Annotated in this window: 9 protein-coding genes and 1 pseudogene; 6 read left to right on the forward strand and 4 right to left on the reverse strand. The window is 69.9% G+C overall.

All coding sequences use genetic code 11. The features are described from left to right. Positions 1 to 3: 3 nt before the first annotated feature. Positions 4 to 333: a helix-turn-helix transcriptional regulator gene (locus ACIQHQ_RS23405; protein ID WP_402614470.1), complete on the reverse strand. Its 330-nt coding sequence runs from the start codon at positions 331 to 333 to the stop codon at positions 4 to 6. Between the two features lie 107 nt (positions 334 to 440). Between ACIQHQ_RS23405 and ACIQHQ_RS23410 the strand changes: the two genes are divergently transcribed. The 3 genes from ACIQHQ_RS23410 to ACIQHQ_RS23420 all read left to right on the forward strand — a co-directional run bounded on the left by ACIQHQ_RS23410 (position 441) and on the right by ACIQHQ_RS23420 (position 8069). Further along, positions 441 to 845, forward strand: coding sequence for an STAS domain-containing protein (locus ACIQHQ_RS23410; protein WP_402614473.1), 405 nt, complete (start codon positions 441 to 443; stop codon positions 843 to 845). Between the two features lie 299 nt (positions 846 to 1144). Next, a complete protein-coding gene (locus ACIQHQ_RS23415) occupies positions 1145 to 5416 on the forward strand; it encodes a HAMP domain-containing protein (RefSeq protein WP_402614475.1) in 4272 nt (1423 codons plus the stop codon). A 103-nt stretch (positions 5417 to 5519) separates the two neighbouring features. Continuing rightward, positions 5520 to 8069, forward strand: coding sequence for a SpoIIE family protein phosphatase (locus tag ACIQHQ_RS23420; RefSeq protein ID WP_402614552.1), 2550 nt, complete (start codon positions 5520 to 5522; stop codon positions 8067 to 8069). A gap of 335 nt (positions 8070 to 8404) precedes the next feature. Here ACIQHQ_RS23420 and ACIQHQ_RS23425 read toward each other — a convergent pair whose 3' ends face one another. Beyond that, the gene (locus tag ACIQHQ_RS23425) at positions 8405 to 10081 is read right to left on the reverse strand and encodes an NAD-dependent malic enzyme (protein WP_402614478.1); all 1677 of its coding nucleotides are present in this window, start codon (positions 10079 to 10081) and stop codon (positions 8405 to 8407) included. Between the two features lie 54 nt (positions 10082 to 10135). Between ACIQHQ_RS23425 and ACIQHQ_RS23430 the strand changes: the two genes are divergently transcribed. Both ACIQHQ_RS23430 and ACIQHQ_RS23435 read left to right on the forward strand, forming a co-directional pair. After that, the gene (locus tag ACIQHQ_RS23430; RefSeq protein ID WP_402614481.1) at positions 10136 to 11848 is read left to right on the forward strand and encodes an alpha-L-fucosidase; all 1713 of its coding nucleotides are present in this window, start codon (positions 10136 to 10138) and stop codon (positions 11846 to 11848) included. 156 nt (positions 11849 to 12004) lie between these two features. Continuing rightward, positions 12005 to 12145 (forward strand): annotated as a pseudogene (locus ACIQHQ_RS23435) (transposase); the annotation flags it as partial. Between the two features lie 380 nt (positions 12146 to 12525). Here the strand turns inward: ACIQHQ_RS23435 and ACIQHQ_RS23440 are convergent. Then, complete coding sequence (locus ACIQHQ_RS23440) at positions 12526 to 13641, reverse strand: NAD(P)H-dependent flavin oxidoreductase (RefSeq protein ID WP_402614484.1); 1116 nt, start codon at positions 13639 to 13641, stop codon at positions 12526 to 12528. Between the two features lie 52 nt (positions 13642 to 13693). Further along, positions 13694 to 14302, reverse strand: a complete 609-nt coding sequence (locus tag ACIQHQ_RS23445) for a flavodoxin family protein (protein WP_402614555.1) — start codon at positions 14300 to 14302, stop codon at positions 13694 to 13696. Between the two features lie 119 nt (positions 14303 to 14421). Here ACIQHQ_RS23445 and ACIQHQ_RS23450 point away from each other — a divergent pair, with 119 nt between their 5' ends. Further along, entirely contained in the window at positions 14422 to 15015 is a 594-nt protein-coding gene (locus ACIQHQ_RS23450) for a TetR/AcrR family transcriptional regulator (RefSeq protein ID WP_402614487.1), read from the forward strand. The last annotated feature ends 540 nt before the right edge of the window (positions 15016 to 15555 follow it).

Below are 15555 nucleotides of genomic sequence, written 5' to 3' on the forward strand. Positions count from 1 at the left end.
CGGTCACCGGCCGACGGGCTTCCTCGTGCGGTCGGTCTCGTCCTGCACGAGCAGGGAGAGCAGCGCAGCCACGGAGAGACCCGCTTCGGCCGGGTGGCGCAGCACCTTGTCCGGTTCGATGGTGTAGGTGTTCGTGCGCCCGTCCCGGGTGTGAGACAGGTAACCGTCCTGCTCGAGATCGGCGATGATCCGCGCGACGGCGCGCTCCGTGAGCCGGCAGCGGGCGGCGATGTCACGGATGCGGACGTTCGGATTGTCTGCGATGACGGCCAGGACGCGAGCGTGGCTGGTGATGAACGTCCATCCGGTGTGGGATTCGGGCACTCCTACCATGCGCAGCATTTTAGATGTCCATCATTGCCGGAACGTGGATACGTGACATACTTTTCATGCAACAGATGACGTGCTCCCCTAGGGGAGAACCACAGAAGGAGCCCAAGGTGCCCTGGGACGAGGCCGGCCTGCCCGCGCTCACGCGCGGCATCGGCGGCGAGCCGCTGCCGGAACCGGCCGCCGTGCATGCCCCGGAAGGGGCCGTGGTGTCGCAGTACGACTGGTGCGGTGCCTGGGTCGTGGACGCCCGTGGCTCCTACGACATGGACACGATCACGGCATTGGCGGATGCGCTGGAGACCGCGATCAGAAGGCATCCGAAGGTGATCCTGGACGCGTCCGGCGTCACCTTCGCGGACTCCGCACTGCTGAATCTGCTGATCCTCACCCACCAGGCGGGCACGCTGCGCGTGGTCGCGCCGTCACCGCAGTTGCGACGGCTCTGTGAGATCACCGGGGTCGACGGCCTCCTGGAGATCAGGGACACGGTCGACGCCGCCGCCGCGTCCTGAGCCGGCCCTCGCCCGGCACATGCGGCGTGATCAGGACTTCCTCCTGACGGACGGCTCGGGGCAGAGGTTTCCGCCGGTGCCGCCCCGAGGGGCTCGTGACGCGGCCGCGCTGTTCGGCCAGGATGGCGACTCCTGCTTTGTTCAGCGTTTCAAGCGTGGGTTAACCTGCGGCGTATTTCCACATCACATACACATCCGTGAATGCGGAGGTGCATGCACGACAACCCGGGCCGCCCATCGGTCCGGCGGGTTCCGAGTCCTCGCCGCGAGGACTCTTGGGGAGCGGAACGAGGGTGCGCATGACCAGCGACAGCACTGGGGTTGTCGATGCGGTGCCGGGCGACCAGGAGTTGCGTCGGCTGCTGGCCGGCTTGACAGCCGTTCGCGACGGGGACTTCGGCACCCGCCTGCCGGACGACGCGGACGGCCTCATGGGCGACATCGCCACGGTCTTCAACGGCATGGTCGACCAGCTCTCCGTGTTCACCTCCGAAGTCACCCGGGTGGCCCGCGAGGTCGGCACCGAGGGGACGCTCGGCGGGCAGGCGGAGGTGCCGGGGGTCTCGGGCACCTGGGCCGACCTCACCGACTCGGTCAACGCCATGGCGGGCAACCTGACCACACAGGTCCGCGACATCGCCCAGGTGGCCACGGCCGTGGCCAAGGGCGACCTCTCCCAGAAGATCGACGTGCCCGCCCGCGGTGAGATCCTGCAGCTGAAGGAGACCGTCAACACGATGGTCGACCAGCTGTCCGCGTTCGCCGACGAGGTCACGCGCGTCGCCCGCGAGGTCGGCAGCGAGGGACGGCTCGGCGGACAGGCCCAGGTGCCGGGTGTGGCCGGTGTCTGGCGCGACCTGACCGACTCCGTGAACCACATGGCGGGCAATCTCACCAGCCAGGTCCGCTCCATCGCCCAGGTGACCACAGCGGTCGCCGAGGGCGACCTCTCCCAGAAGATCACCGTCGACGCCCGCGGTGAGATCCTGGAGCTGAAGAGCACCATCAACACGATGGTCGACCAGCTGTCCGCGTTCGCCGACGAGGTCACGCGCGTCGCCCGCGAGGTCGGCACCGAGGGCCGCCTCGGCGGACAGGCGGACGTCAAGGGTGTCAAGGGCACCTGGCGCGACCTCACCGACTCGGTGAACTTCATGGCGGGCAACCTCACCGGCCAGGTCCGCAACATCGCACTGGTGGCTACCGCCGTCGCCAAGGGCGACCTCTCCCAGAAGATCACCGTCGACGCCCGCGGTGAGATCCTGGAGCTGAAGTCGACGATCAACACGATGGTCGACCAGCTGTCCGCGTTCGCCGACGAGGTCACGCGCGTCGCCCGCGAGGTCGGCACCGAGGGCCGCCTCGGCGGACAGGCCCAGGTGCGCGGTGTGTCGGGGACCTGGAAGGACCTCACCGACAACGTCAACGTGATGGCGTCGAACCTGACCGGCCAGGTCCGCTCCATCGCCCAGGTCGCCACCGCCGTGGCGCGCGGTGACCTGTCGCAGCGGATCACCGTGGAGGCCGCCGGCGAGGTCGCGGCGCTGGCCGAGGTCATCAACACGATGGTCGACACGCTGTCGGCCTTCGCCGACGAGGTCACCCGCGTCGCCCGCGAGGTCGGCACCGAGGGCCGCCTCGGGGGCCAGGCGCACGTGCCGAACGTCGCCGGCACCTGGAAGGATCTCACCGACAACGTCAACTCGATGGCCAACAACCTCACCGGCCAGGTGCGCAACATCGCACTGGTGACGACCGCCGTGGCCAAGGGTGACCTGTCGAAGAAGATCGACGTGGACGCCCGCGGTGAGATCCTCGAACTCAAGACGACGATCAACACGATGGTCGACCAGCTGTCCGCGTTCGCCGACGAGGTCACCCGCGTCGCCCGCGAGGTCGGCACCGAGGGACGCCTCGGCGGACAGGCCGAGGTCGAGGGCGTCTCCGGAACCTGGAAGCGCCTGACGGAGAACGTCAACGAGCTGGCGGGCAACCTGACCCGGCAGGTGCGGGCCATCGCCGAGGTCACCAGCGCGGTCGCCGAGGGCGATCTGACCCGCTCGATCAACGTGGAGGCGTCCGGCGAGGTCGCCGAGCTCAAGGACAACATCAACTCGATGGTGGAGTCCCTGCGCGAGACCACCCGGGCCAACCAGGAGCAGGACTGGCTCAAGACCAACCTCGCGCGCATCTCGAGCCTGATGCAGGGCCACCGCGACCTGCCCGTGGTCGCCGAGCTGATCATGGACGAGCTGGTGCCGCTGGTGTCGGCCCAGTACGGGGCCTTCTACCTCGCCGAGGACGGCGCCGACGGGCCCGAACTGCGGCTCGTCGGCTCCTACGGCTACCCGGAGGAGAGCAGCCGGCCCACCCGGATCGCCTTCGGCCGCACCCTGGTCGGCCAGGCCGCGCGCAGCCGGCGCACCATCATGGTGGACGAGCTGCCGGACGGCTACGTGACCATCTCCTCGGGCCTCGGCCAGGTGGTGCCGACCGCGCTGGTGCTGCTGCCCATCGTCGTCGAGGGCCAGGTCCTCGGCGTCATCGAGCTGGCGTCGGTCACGGCCTTCACCCAGATCCACCGGGACTTCCTCGCCCAGCTGATGGAGACCATCGGCGTCAACGTCAACACCATCGTGGCCAACGCCCGCACCGACGAGCTGCTGGTCGAGTCGCAGCGCCTCACCGTCGAACTCCAGGCCCGCTCCACGGAGTTGCAGGTGCAGCAGGAGGAACTCCAGCGCTCCAACGCGGAACTGGAGGAGAAGGCCTCCCTGCTCGCGGCGCAGAACCGGGACATCGAGGCCAAGAACCTCCAGATCGAGCAGGCCCGCCAGGAACTGGAGACCCGCGCCCAGCAGCTGTCGCTGGCCTCGAAGTACAAGTCGGAGTTCCTGGCCAACATGAGCCACGAACTGCGCACCCCGCTCAACAGCCTGCTCATCCTGGCCCAGCTGCTGGCGCAGAACCCCTCCCGCAACCTCACGCCCAAGCAGGTCGAGTACGCGCAGATCATCCACTCCGCCGGTTCCGATCTGCTGCAGCTCATCAACGACATCCTCGACCTGTCGAAGGTCGAGGCCGGGAAGATGGACGTCACCCCCGAGCGGGTGACGCTGCGTCAGCTCATCGAGTACGTCGAGGCCACCTTCCGGCCGATGACGACGCAGAAGAGCCTGGAATTCACGGTGACCACCGCTGCGGGCGCGCCCATGGACGTGCTCACGGACGACTCCCGGCTGCGCCAGGTGCTGCGCAACCTCCTGTCGAACGCCGTGAAGTTCACCGAGCAGGGCGGCGTGGAGCTGAGCATCGAGCCCGCCTCGGACGACGAGGTGCCCGAGGGCGTGGTCCGGGGCGCAGCCGTGGTGGCCTTCCGTGTCAAGGACACCGGCATCGGCATTCCCGAGCAGCACCTGGAGACGATCTTCGGCGCCTTCCAGCAGGCGGACGGCACGACGAGCCGGAAGTACGGCGGTACCGGACTCGGCCTGTCCATCACGCGGGAGATCGCCCAGCTGCTCGGCGGCGCCGTGTCGGTGCAGAGCACACCCGGCCAGGGGAGCACGTTCACGCTCTTCCTGCCGGTGGCCCGTCCCGACTTCGAGGAACTGCTCGGTCACGGCAGGACACCGGAGCGCTCGGCGGCCGAACCCCTGCCGCAGGGACTGTCCGGCTCGGTGCCCGTGCCGCAGATCGGGCCCGGTCCCCGGCCGAGGCGTCTGCTCGTCGTGGAGGAGCGGTCGCGCGGTCTGCTGACGCTCGTCGCGGAGAGCGTGGTCGCCGACCTGGCGCACGGCCGCGCCGACGGCGCTCAGCGTCCCGCCGTCGACATCATCACCGCCGTCGGCGCCCAGGAGGCGGCCGGTGCGCTGGCGTCCGAGCCGTGCCACTGCGTCGTCCTGGAACTGGGCATGCGGGACGGCGAGGCGTCCCGGTTCCTCCAGGCCCTGGAGGGTGACTCGGCGCTGACGAGCGTTCCGGTGCTGGTGCACAACAGTCATCCCGTGGACACGCCCCTGGACGAGACGCTGCGGTCCCGCTCGGAGGGTGGCGCCCTGGAGCTGCTGTCGAGCCTCGACGAACTGCGTGAGCGCATCGCCCTGCACCTGTCCGCAGAGGAACCCGGGGACGTGCTGTCCCTCGTCCGGACCGAGGGACAGCAGCACCTGACGCAGCCCTCCCTCGACGCCGCGTCGGCCGGCCGCACCGTCCTCGTCGTGGACGACGACGCGCGGAACCTGTTCGCCCTGAGCGGGATCCTGGAGCTGAACGGCTTCCGCGTCCTGCACGCCGAGAACGGGCGCAGAGGCATCGAGACGCTGGTGAACAACCCGGACGTCGCCCTCGTGCTGATGGATGTGATGATGCCGGAGATGGATGGTTACACCGCGACGGCCGAGATCCGCCGAATGCCCCAGTACGCCGAGCTGCCCATCATCGCCGTCACGGCGAAGGCGATGCCCGGAGACCGGGACAAGAGCCTCGCCTCGGGAGCCAGCGACTACGTCACCAAGCCCGTCGACACGCGCGACCTCATCGCCTGCGTCCGCCGCTGGCTGCCAGCATGAGCACACCGGCGCCCGATCCGCACACCGGCGGGCCGGGCGCCCCGCAGCGCCTGCCGTTCCGCGCCTCAGAGCGCTCCAGCCGAGGAGCATCCACACCGTGAGCATGTCCGAGCAGCCGCGCGAACCGGGTCAGGACCGTGAGCCGAAGCGAGACTCGGCCACCGGTCCGGAGTCTTCTCCGTCGTCGGTACCGTCCGACGCGCTGCCCCTGACCACCGGGGGCGAGGCCAAGGCCGCCGACGGGGAGGCGGTGCCTCCCGCCGGGCCGTCGAGGGCTGTGGAGGAACAGCCGGCGTCCCCCGGCGACCTCGACGAGCTCTCCTCCGCCTCACCGGTGGGCCGCCTGGCCGCCACCGTGGAACGGCTCAGCCGGGAGGTGCGCGCCGCCCAGGCGGAGGCCGAAGGACGGGCCCTGATCGAGCTGGCGAAGGGCGTCCTGGTCGAGCGGCTGAAGTGCGGCCCGGCCCAGGCCGCCCGGCAGCTCACCCAGTTGGCCGAGCAGGCCCAGGTCACCCCCCTGGAGTTCGCCGTCGACGTCATCAACCAGGCCGCCCGGGACCGGATGTCCGAGGTGACGGACGCCTTCCTCGCCGCCACCAAGGCCGCCGACGAGGCCGAGAGCGAGTCGGCCGCCGTACGCCTGCGTGCGGCCGAGAGCGGCGTGCTGGCCGCGGACGACACCCAGGCCGTGGCCGACGCCCTGCTGGAACAGGCGCTGCGTCCGCTCGGTGCGGTGGCGGTGGCCGTATGGGCCGTGGGCTCCGACGGCTCGCTCACCCTGGCGGGCAGCGCAGGCTTCTCACCGGCCGAGGCCGCACGCTGGCGCTACGTCCCGCCGGATGTGGTGACCGTGGCCCGGCGGGGCCTCGTCGAGCGCGATGGGCAGTGGATCACCAAGCTCGGTGCGACCGGACTGCCCAGCATCGGCCTGCACCACCATCCGGACGGCGGCCGGGTCGCCCTGCCCGCGGGCACCGGAGGGCGCATCCACGGCGTCCTGGAGATCGCCTGGCCGGCCCCGCTGGAGCCGCAGCCTCCGCAGATCGTCCGCCAGGTGGAGGCGCTGGCCGAACTGTGCGCCCACACCCTGGAGCTGTACACGCCGCCCCATGGCGCCGCCCATGAGCCGCGCGTCCTGCCGGACGCCGCCGAGCTGATGGACCTGGCCGACGGGCTGCACGACCCCGCCCTCGTGCTGGTGCCGCACCTGGACGACGAAGGCCACCTGGTGGACTTCCGCATCCAGCACGTGAACAGTCGGTTCCTGGACCCCGCGGGCAGGCCGCGGGCGGTCGTGAGCGGCGCGCTGCTGCTGGAGGCCTACCCGATGGCCGCCGGGGACAGCGAGTTGTTCCAGCGTGTCGAGCGGGTCTATGCCACCGGTGAGCCCTTCCGTGCCCGCCGGATGAACCTCACCGCCCTCGTCGACCAGGTCCCCCTCTCCGCGGTGGCGGACATCAGCATCAGCCGTCACGGGATGTCCGTACTTCTCATCTGGCGTATCGAGGACGAGACGGCGCGCCTTGCGAGCCTGCTCCAGCACGCCCAGCGGCTCGGCCGCATCGGCGGCTTCGAGGAGAACGTGCTCACCGGTGAGATCACCTGGAACGGACAGCTCTTCGACCTCTACGGCCGTCCGGAGACGAGCACCCCGGTGGCCCTGGAAGAGCTGCCGGCCCACGCCCACCCGGACGACGGCGTCTCCATCCGCCGCTTCCTGCGCACGCTCCTGCACCATCGGCGGCCGGCGGCCGCGGCCTTCCGGCTGCAGCGGCCCGACGGGGTGACCCGCCACATCCGGATCGTCGCCGAACCCGTGCTCGACACCGACGACCGGCTGCTCCTGATCCGCGGCGCCTACCAGGACATCTCGTCCCAGCACTGGACCGAGGTGGCGCTCGCCGCCACCCGCGACCAGCTGGCCCACACCGAGCAGCAGGCCACCGAACGCAACCGGCTGACCTTGCAGTTGCAGCACGCCATCATGCCTCCCACCCAGGCACCGTTGCAGGTGTCCGGGCTCCAGGTGGCCGTCCGCTACCGGCCCGCGGAGACCGAGCAACTCGTGGGCGGCGACTGGTACGACGCGGTCGTCCTGCCGTCCCGGAAGGTGCTGCTCTGCGTGGGCGACGTGGCCGGCCACGGCATCGAGGCCGCCACCAGCATGGTCGTCCTGCGCAATGCCCTGCGCGGGCTGGCGGTGACCGGCGCCGGGCCGGGCCAGCTGCTGTCGTGGCTCAACATCGTGGCGCACCATCTGACGGGCGCCGTCACCGCGACCGCGGTGTGCGGGCTGTACGACCCGGTCGGGCGGACGCTGCGCTGGGCCCGGGCGGGACACCTGCCGCCCGTGCTCGTCCGGGACACCGAGGCGGCTCCTCTGCCCCTGGTCAAGGGTTTGCTGCTGGGTGCCGTCCCCGAGGCCGTGTACGAGGAGACCGAGCTGCAACTGGAGCCCCAGGACACCCTGTTGATGTACACGGACGGCCTGGTCGAACGCCGCGACCGGCCGGTGGAGGAGTCCCTGACCCACCTCCTGACCACCGCCCGCTCGGCGCCCAGCAGCCTCGACCAGCAGCTGGACCGCCTCCTCACCTACAGCAAGTCGGACACCGACGACGACACCTGCCTCGTGGGCATCCGGGTCGGGTGAGGGCGCGGGGACACGGAGACGCCGATACGCGCAGGCATCGCCGTCGGCACCGTGGCCGTGTCCCCTTTCAGCGGGCGGCGTCACCATGACGGTCGGTCTCGGACTGCTGTCCACGATCGACACCGACAGGAGTCTCGGTCGAGCTGATGAACACCGCACACGTGGGTGTGCGCCGCGCCGGTCATGCGAGGCTCTGGCAACTCCGTCCTCCAACTGACCGGTTGGAGGAATCAGCCTGAGTGTTTCCCGGCGTTACGGTCCTGGCCAGGGCGGCCGGCTGGGTTCTGGCCCTGCCGCTCACGCGGCAAGCCACAACCCAGCGTCTTCATCGGCCTTTAGGCCTCGTAGAGCGGCGTCCACTGCGCCCGGGCGACGGCCTCGCGCAGTTCCGCCTGCGTGGCTTTGGGGGCCACCCCGTCCTCGACGGCGGCGAGGGCCGCGGCCAGGGCGATCTCGCGGGCGGATTCCCGCATGCCGGTCAGGGGCGGCAGCAGCGGCACGGGGCCCTCGTCGCCGTCCGCCGCCCGGACCGCGCACCGCGCGACGGCCCGGGCGGCGGCCACGAGCATGCGGTCGGTGACACGTGTGGCCCGGCTGGCGGTCACCGCGAGGCCCATGGCCGGGAAGACGTACACGTTGTTCGACTGCGCCACCGGCACCTCCTGCCCGTCGACCGTCAGCGGCGGGAAGGGCGAGCCGGTGGCGATCAGCGCGCGGCCGTCGGTCCAGCGGGTGAGGTCCGCGGGCTCGGCCTCGGAGTGCGAGGTGGGGTTGGAGAGCGGGAAGACGACGGGCCGTTCGCAGGTCGAGGCCATCTGCCGCACGATGTCCTCGGTGAACGCGCCGTGCGCCGTCGACAGCCCGATCAGCGCCGTGGGCTCGACGCGGCGCACCACTTCGGCGAGGCCGGTGCCGTCCCAGTCGGCCACCTCGCCGTCGTCACGGGCGAACATCCGCTGCTGCGGGGACAGTTCGGAGCGTGAGGACACCAGCAGGCCGTCGACGTCGAGGATCCAGAACCGTGCCGTGGCCTCGTCCTCCGGGAGGCCCTCGTCGATCATGGCCGTACGGATCATGTCGGCGACGCCGATGGCGGCCGATCCCGCGCCCAGGATCACCACGCGCTGCTCGGGCAGGGGGGTTCCGGCCACGTTCGCCGCGGTGGACAGGGCGCCCAGCGTGACGGCCGCCGTGCCCTGGATGTCGTCGTTGAACGTGAGCAGCCGGTCACGGTAGCGGGCGAGGATCGGATGGGCGTGGGCGGTGGCGAAGTCCTCCCATTGCAGCAGGGTCCCGGGGAGCTCCGCCTCGACCGCCGAGACGAACGCCTCGATCATCTCGTCGTACTCGGCGCCGGTCAGCCGGCGGGCGCGGCGGCCCAGGTAGCGGGGATTGTCGAGGAGGCTCTCGTTGTCGGTGCCGACGTCCAGCAGGATCGGCAGGGTGCGGGCGGGGTGGATGCCACCGATCGCCGTGTAGAGGCTGAGCTTGCCGATCGGGATGCCCATGCCGCCGACGCCCTGGTCGCCCAGGCCGAGGATGCGCTGCCCGTCGGTGACGACGATGACGTCCACCTCGTGGTCCCGGTGCGGGCGGTTGCGCAGGATGTCACGGAAGCGATGCCGGTCCTCCCACGACAGGAAGAGCCCGCGCGGCCGGCGGTAGATCTCGCTGAACCGCCGGCAGGCCTCACCCACCGTCGGTGTGTAGACGACGGGCAGCAGCTCCGCCAGGTGCTCGGTGACCAGACGGTAGAAGAGCACCTCGTTGGTGTCCTGGAGCTGCCGCAGGTAGATGTGCCGGTTCAGCGGCTTGTCGTAGCCGTGGAACGCCTCGTAGGCGCGGGCGACCTGCTCGTCCAGGGTCTCCACTGCGGGCGGCAGCAGCCCGTCGAGTCCCAGCTCCTCGCGTTCGCGTCGGCTGAAGGCGGTGCCCTTGTTGACCAGCGGGTCGGCCAGGGTCGTGACGGCCGGGCTCGTGGTGGGGCGGGGGTGATATGTCGGCTGGTCCATGAGGTAACGCCTTCCCGCGACACGCCGGTTCGTGCGGTGACGTGTGCCATCCGGATGAACCACCGGCCCCGTGCAACGCCCTCGGGTCACCGATGGGTTCCGCCGTGCCGCACCACCGGCACCAAGCAGTACAACCTGCGCGACTACAACGGCATCCAGGCCGACCCGCTCATGGACCTCAAGCGGGAGTGCGAGAGCCGCGGGATCAAGTTCTGCCTGTACTACTCGATCCTCGACTGGAACCACCCTTCCCAGACCGACCGTTACTACCGAGGCCTCACGACGATGTCCTCGCAGGCCGCCCGCACCGCCTACATCGCCGACATGAAGGCACAGCTGCGGGAACTGCTGGACCGTTACGACCCGGCGCTGCTGTGGTTCGACGGCGACTGGTTCGGCAACCCTTCCAGCCCCACGCTGGAGGACTGGTGGCTGGAATCCGACGGCGTCGACCTCTACAACTGGCTGATCGCCCGAAAGCCCGGCCTCATCGTCAACGAACGGGTCAAGCGGGACCACCGCCTCGGCGACTACGCCGTCGCGGAGTTCGAGATCCCCTCCGCGCCGATGAGCCGGCCGTGGGAGCGGTGCGCCACCATGAACGGCACCTGGGGCTACACCGACTGGGGCGAGAACACCTACCGACCCCTCAAGGACATCGTCGAGGAACTCATCACGGTGGTCTCCCGGGACGGCAACCTCCTGTTGAACATCGCCCCCAAGGGCGACGGCTCGCTCACCACCGGATCCCGGACCGTCCTGGCCGGCTTGGCCTTATGGATGTCGACGCACAGCGACAGCATTCACGGCACAAGCGGCAGCCCGTTCGCCACCGAACCCTCCTGGGGGAAGGTCACCAAGAAGAACGGCAAGCTCTTCGCCCACGTCTTCACCTGGCCCACGAACGGCCAGCTGCGGATACCCGCGATCGACAACACGATCAGCCGCGTGTATCTGCTGAACAACCCCTCGGTCTCGCTCCCGTACACCGTCACCGACCAGATCAACGTCACCGTGCCGGCCAACGCGCCGAACGCCACCGTCTCCGTGGTGTGCGTCGAGATCCAGGGCATGCCCGCAAGGGTTTCCGCGACGGTGAGCGCGAACGTCAACTATGAAGGCGCCCGCGCCGTCCTGCCCCTGGGCAGCTACACCTCCTCCCAGCTGACCGCCGCCGGCCTGGGCCCCGCCATGGCCTCCTCCGTCCTGGTACCCGACGGCTACCAGGTGACGGGCTACTCCGGCGACAACTTCACCGGCACCGCCTGGACGTTCACCTCGAACACCCCCGACCTTCGGATGACCGGCAACAATGACCTGATCAGATCACTGAAGGTGACGTTCAGGTCCGACAAGTACTACCGCCTGACCAACGTCACGAACCACTTGGCGCTGGACAGCGGCGGCAGTCTCACCAGCGGCTCGAACCTGAAGCAATGGGAGCCGACAGGCCACAACAACCTCCAGTGGCAGGCGATCGAACTCGGCAACGGGTACTACAGGCTCGTCAACCGCGGCAACGGCCTGGTCGCCGACGGCTGGGGCTCCACCAGCAACGGTGACCCGGTCCGGCAGAGGGCCTGGGACGGCAGTAACAACCAGCAGTGGCAGATCATCCACCGCGGCCAGGGCCAGTACTCGATCGCCAACCGCGGCACGGGACTGGTCATCGACGGCGGCGGCATGGTCGCCACCGGGGCCGTGACCAAGCAGTGGACGTGGGTGCAGAGCACCAACCTACTGTGGACGTTCAGCCCGGTCGGCTGACCGGCGCCACCTCGGTGCATCCCTGAAGTGTTCGCTGCGGGCGCCTACCAGCTGGTAGGCGCCCGCAGCGGCACGGGTGCCGGCCAACGGACGCCACGCGTCCTCGATCACGACGATGTCCAGGACGCGCGGGCCGTGCACGCCTTCCACCCGGTCCAGGGTGTGATCTGGCGGGTCAAGACCGGCGGACAGTGGCGGGAGATACCGCAAGAGTTCGGTGCCTGGTCGACGGTGCACAACCGCTTCCGGCAGTGGCGTGACGCCGGCGTCTTCGAAACCCTGCTGGAGGGTCAGGTCGGAAATGAGCCGCTCGGCCGTGGTCGGCGACCGTTGTGTGCGGGGGCGCACTGCGCTCAACCGTGGCCCCGAAACGGTCCACGGCCATTACCCCGCACGTGCCGGCCTGCGGCATGGAGAGTGGCACTGAAAGGGGCGGGCTTGCTGGGCAGTCGGGCCGTTGGGCCGTGACAAGCTCACGCCAGTAGGGGGAATCCACAAAGGCTCCAGCAACGGCGGAAGAGACGGTCGGCAGTCCGGTCACTTGAACGGCCCGGACATTCCTTCCAGACCTGAGCCCGTTCTCGAGCCCGCACCGTCCCGACCGCTCTCCCTCAGGCTGATTCGGTGGGCGCGGAGCGGTATCGAAGACCCGTCCGCCACAGCCTTTACAGCACGTTTCAGACGTGCCCGGGCGCCGGGCGGCGCAGTGCCGCCTCTGTGCCGACGACGAGCTCGTCGAGGTAGGCGCGGGCGCCACGCGGCCGGGTGAGCGCCGCCGCTTGGCCGGACCAGAGGTTGACGTAGTCGGCCAGGCCGCGTTCCGCGGCTGCTGTGCGGAGCGGGCGGGTAAGCGCGTACTGGAGCGGGTAGGGCGCCAGTTCGCTCTCGTACGCCAGCGCCTCACGAGTGAAGCGGTTGGGGATGGCTCGCGCGAGCCGTCCCGAGAAGGCTCGGGTCAGTACGGTCGTCCGCGCGTCCGGCCCGTGCAGCGCGGCCCGGTGGATGGCGCTCGCGCCCGACTCCTCGGTGGCCAGGAAGCCGGTGCCGATCTGCACTCCGTCCGCCCCGAGCGTCAGCGCCGCGGCAATTCCGCGACCGTCGGCGATGCCGCCGGCGGCCACGACGGGGATCGACACGGCCTGCGCGACCTGAGGAACGAGGGAGAAGGTGCCAACGAGGGACTCGTTCACGGGGCGCAGGAAGGAGCCGCGGTGCCCTCCTGCGTCACTGCCCGAGGCGACGACGGCGTCCATGCCCGCCGCCTCGATCGCGAGGGCCTCCTCGACGGTGGTCGCGGTACCGAGGGTCCGGATGCCCCGGCGCCGGGCCTCCTCCAGCACCCGGGCCTCGGGGATGCCCATCACGAAGCTGATGACCGGCGGCTCCGCCGCGAGCAGCGCGTCGATCTGCTCAGCGAAACCGGGGGCGGGTGGCGGCTTCTCCAACCGGTCCGTCGGCAGCTCGAGTTCATCGAACCACGGGCGCAGCAGCCCGGCGTACCGGGCCATCCGATCACGGTCGGGCGGTGCCGCGGCTTCCTCGGGGTGCGGGACCCAGAGGTTGACCGCGAAGGGTCGCGCGGTGGCCTTCTGCAGCTCACTCACGAGCGCGCCGATTCCGTCCGGCGTGAGGATGTGCCCTCCGTACGAGCCGAGCCCGCCGCCCTCGGAGACAGCGGAAGCGAGCGCCACGGACGAGAGTCCGCCACCGAACGGTCCTTGCACGATGGGGAGTTCCAGGTCCAGTAGCTCGGCGAGCCGACCACGGGCCCAGGACAGCTTTCCGTCGGTCATGACAGTGGTCCTTGGAGTCGAGAAGTCGAGGGAGGTCTGAGGCCGAGTGCGCTCACCGCACGAGGGCGAGCGCCGTGCGGCCCGCCACCTGCGCAAGGGCGGTCTCGGCCACCCGCCGCCCGAGGTGCTCGGCGGTCCGCAGGTCTGCCCCGGAGGGCGAGTCGCCGGGGCCCAGGTCGGACGGCGACTGGGCCATCGCGCCGAGGAAGCCGCCGAGGCGGTTGAGGTCCTCCGGGGTTCCGGTCGTGGAGTACTCACCGCCGGGCGGCAGGCCCAGCGAGACCCAGTTCATGCCGTGCTGCGCGGCCAAGACCGAGAGGGATATCAGGACGTTCAGCTTGTCGCCGTTGACGCCCGCGGAGTTGGTGAAGCCGGCGGCGAGCTTTCCGGCCCAGCCCTGCTCCATCCAGATCGGGGCGCTGGCCTCGGCGAAAGCCTGGAAGACGGCGGACTGGCTGCCCATGTAGGTCGGCGTGCCGAAGATGATCGCATCGGCGGCGGACAGGGTCTCCCACAGCTGGTCGTTCACGACGGCCACGTCGCACAGCTCGGCCTGCGCTCCGGGCACCGACCCGGCTCCGGTGGCGACCGCACGCGCCTGGCGGGCGGTGTGGCCGTAGCCGCTGTGGAAGGCGACGGCGATGGTGATGCTCTCGGGCATGGCGAAGTCCTCGCAGGTCTGGTAGGCGGCGGGCAGGTTTCCCACCACCGGAAGCGACAGTAGACGACCGGTCAACTAAAAACCATCTCCAATAGTTGACCGGCCGTATACTCCTCCTCATGGGACGGACGAGCACGGCACGGGAACGACTGCTGGACGCTGCCTGCGGCCTGATGCTGAGCCGCGGTTACGGCACGATCGGCGTCGCCGAGATCTGCGCCCGCGCGGACGTGAAGAAGGGCAGCTTCTACCACTTCTTCGAGTCGAAGCAGGCCCTGACGATCGAGGCGATCAACGCCCACTGGGCGGCCCAACGGCCCGATTGGGTGGCGACCTTGCGCGGCGACGGGCCGGCGGAGGACCGGCTGGAACAGCTCTTCCTCAACCAGGCCGCAGCCCAACGCGCGGCGAAGACGGAGGGCGGCGCGGTCAGTGGCTGCCTGTTCGGCAATCTGGCGCTGGAGATGAGCACCCAGGACGTGGTCGTCCAGGCCCGCCTGGCAGAGATCTTCGACGAGCAGATCGACCTGGTTCACGCCACGCTGACGGATGCCGCGGAGCAGGGCACCATCCCCACCCCTGCCGCGACCCGCACCACCGCCCGCGCGGTACTCGCCCAGCTGGAGGGCATGGTCATGTTTGCAAAGCTGGCAAACGACCCCTCCGTCATGGACGGGCTGTGGGCACAAGCCGCCCGGCTCCTGCGAGGCTAGGGGGCGCAGCGCGCCGTATGCGGACGCAGCGGCTTGTCGCCCTTCCGGCCGACAGCTTGGTGTCCTCCTGTGGCCTGCCAGGAACTGGCGTCCGGCTGCGTTCAGCAGCGCCTCGGCGACCAGGCTCCACCAGCACGTCAGCCGCACCAGGTCGAAGAAAGAGGAATGGGCCGAGTACTGGGTGATTCCGCTGAGCAGCGCCACCTCTGACCGCGTCGTGTCCCGGCCTGGAGAGAACCGTGGCCGGCTGAACCCCACAGTTGGCCACACGTGCTCCAACTCCTCGGACCATGATCTACAGCTGTTGGCAGCCGCGCCAACGACGTAAGCCGGCAACGCGTTGCAGTTCTCGTCGATATTTCCGCGCTATGTGATCGATAGGTACCTGTCGGCCGTGACCGCATCGTGAGCCACGTTGTCCTCTGACCCCGAACCTGGATTGTTTGCCACCGAAGTTGGACCGCCACTCGGTGCGTGACAGCGAAGTTGGACCGGGAGCTGAGAGGCCACAGCGGTGGCGTCACTGTCGGCACCTTGCCT

Origin of the sequence: Streptomyces sp. NPDC092370 (assembly GCF_044755265.1) — a bacterium.
Classification (GTDB): Bacteria; Actinomycetota; Actinomycetes; order Streptomycetales; family Streptomycetaceae; genus Streptomyces.

What these genes read in the sequence shown, in the direction of transcription:
- ACIQHQ_RS23405 (WP_402614470.1), bottom strand. Translation starts at nt 333, where the DNA reads ATGGTAGGAGTGCCCGAATCCCACACCGGATGGACGTTCATCACCAGC.
- ACIQHQ_RS23415 (WP_402614475.1), top strand. Translation starts at nt 1,145, where the DNA reads ATGACCAGCGACAGCACTGGGGTTGTCGATGCGGTGCCGGGCGACCAG.
- ACIQHQ_RS23420 (WP_402614552.1), top strand. Translation starts at nt 5,520, where the DNA reads ATGTCCGAGCAGCCGCGCGAACCGGGTCAGGACCGTGAGCCGAAGCGA.
- ACIQHQ_RS23425 (WP_402614478.1), bottom strand. Translation starts at nt 10,081, where the DNA reads ATGGACCAGCCGACATATCACCCCCGCCCCACCACGAGCCCGGCCGTC.
- ACIQHQ_RS23430 (WP_402614481.1), top strand. Translation starts at nt 10,136, where the DNA reads ATGAACCACCGGCCCCGTGCAACGCCCTCGGGTCACCGATGGGTTCCG.
- ACIQHQ_RS23440 (WP_402614484.1), bottom strand. Translation starts at nt 13,641, where the DNA reads ATGACCGACGGAAAGCTGTCCTGGGCCCGTGGTCGGCTCGCCGAGCTA.
- ACIQHQ_RS23445 (WP_402614555.1), bottom strand. Translation starts at nt 14,302, where the DNA reads ATGCCCGAGAGCATCACCATCGCCGTCGCCTTCCACAGCGGCTACGGC.
- ACIQHQ_RS23450 (WP_402614487.1), top strand. Translation starts at nt 14,422, where the DNA reads ATGGGACGGACGAGCACGGCACGGGAACGACTGCTGGACGCTGCCTGC.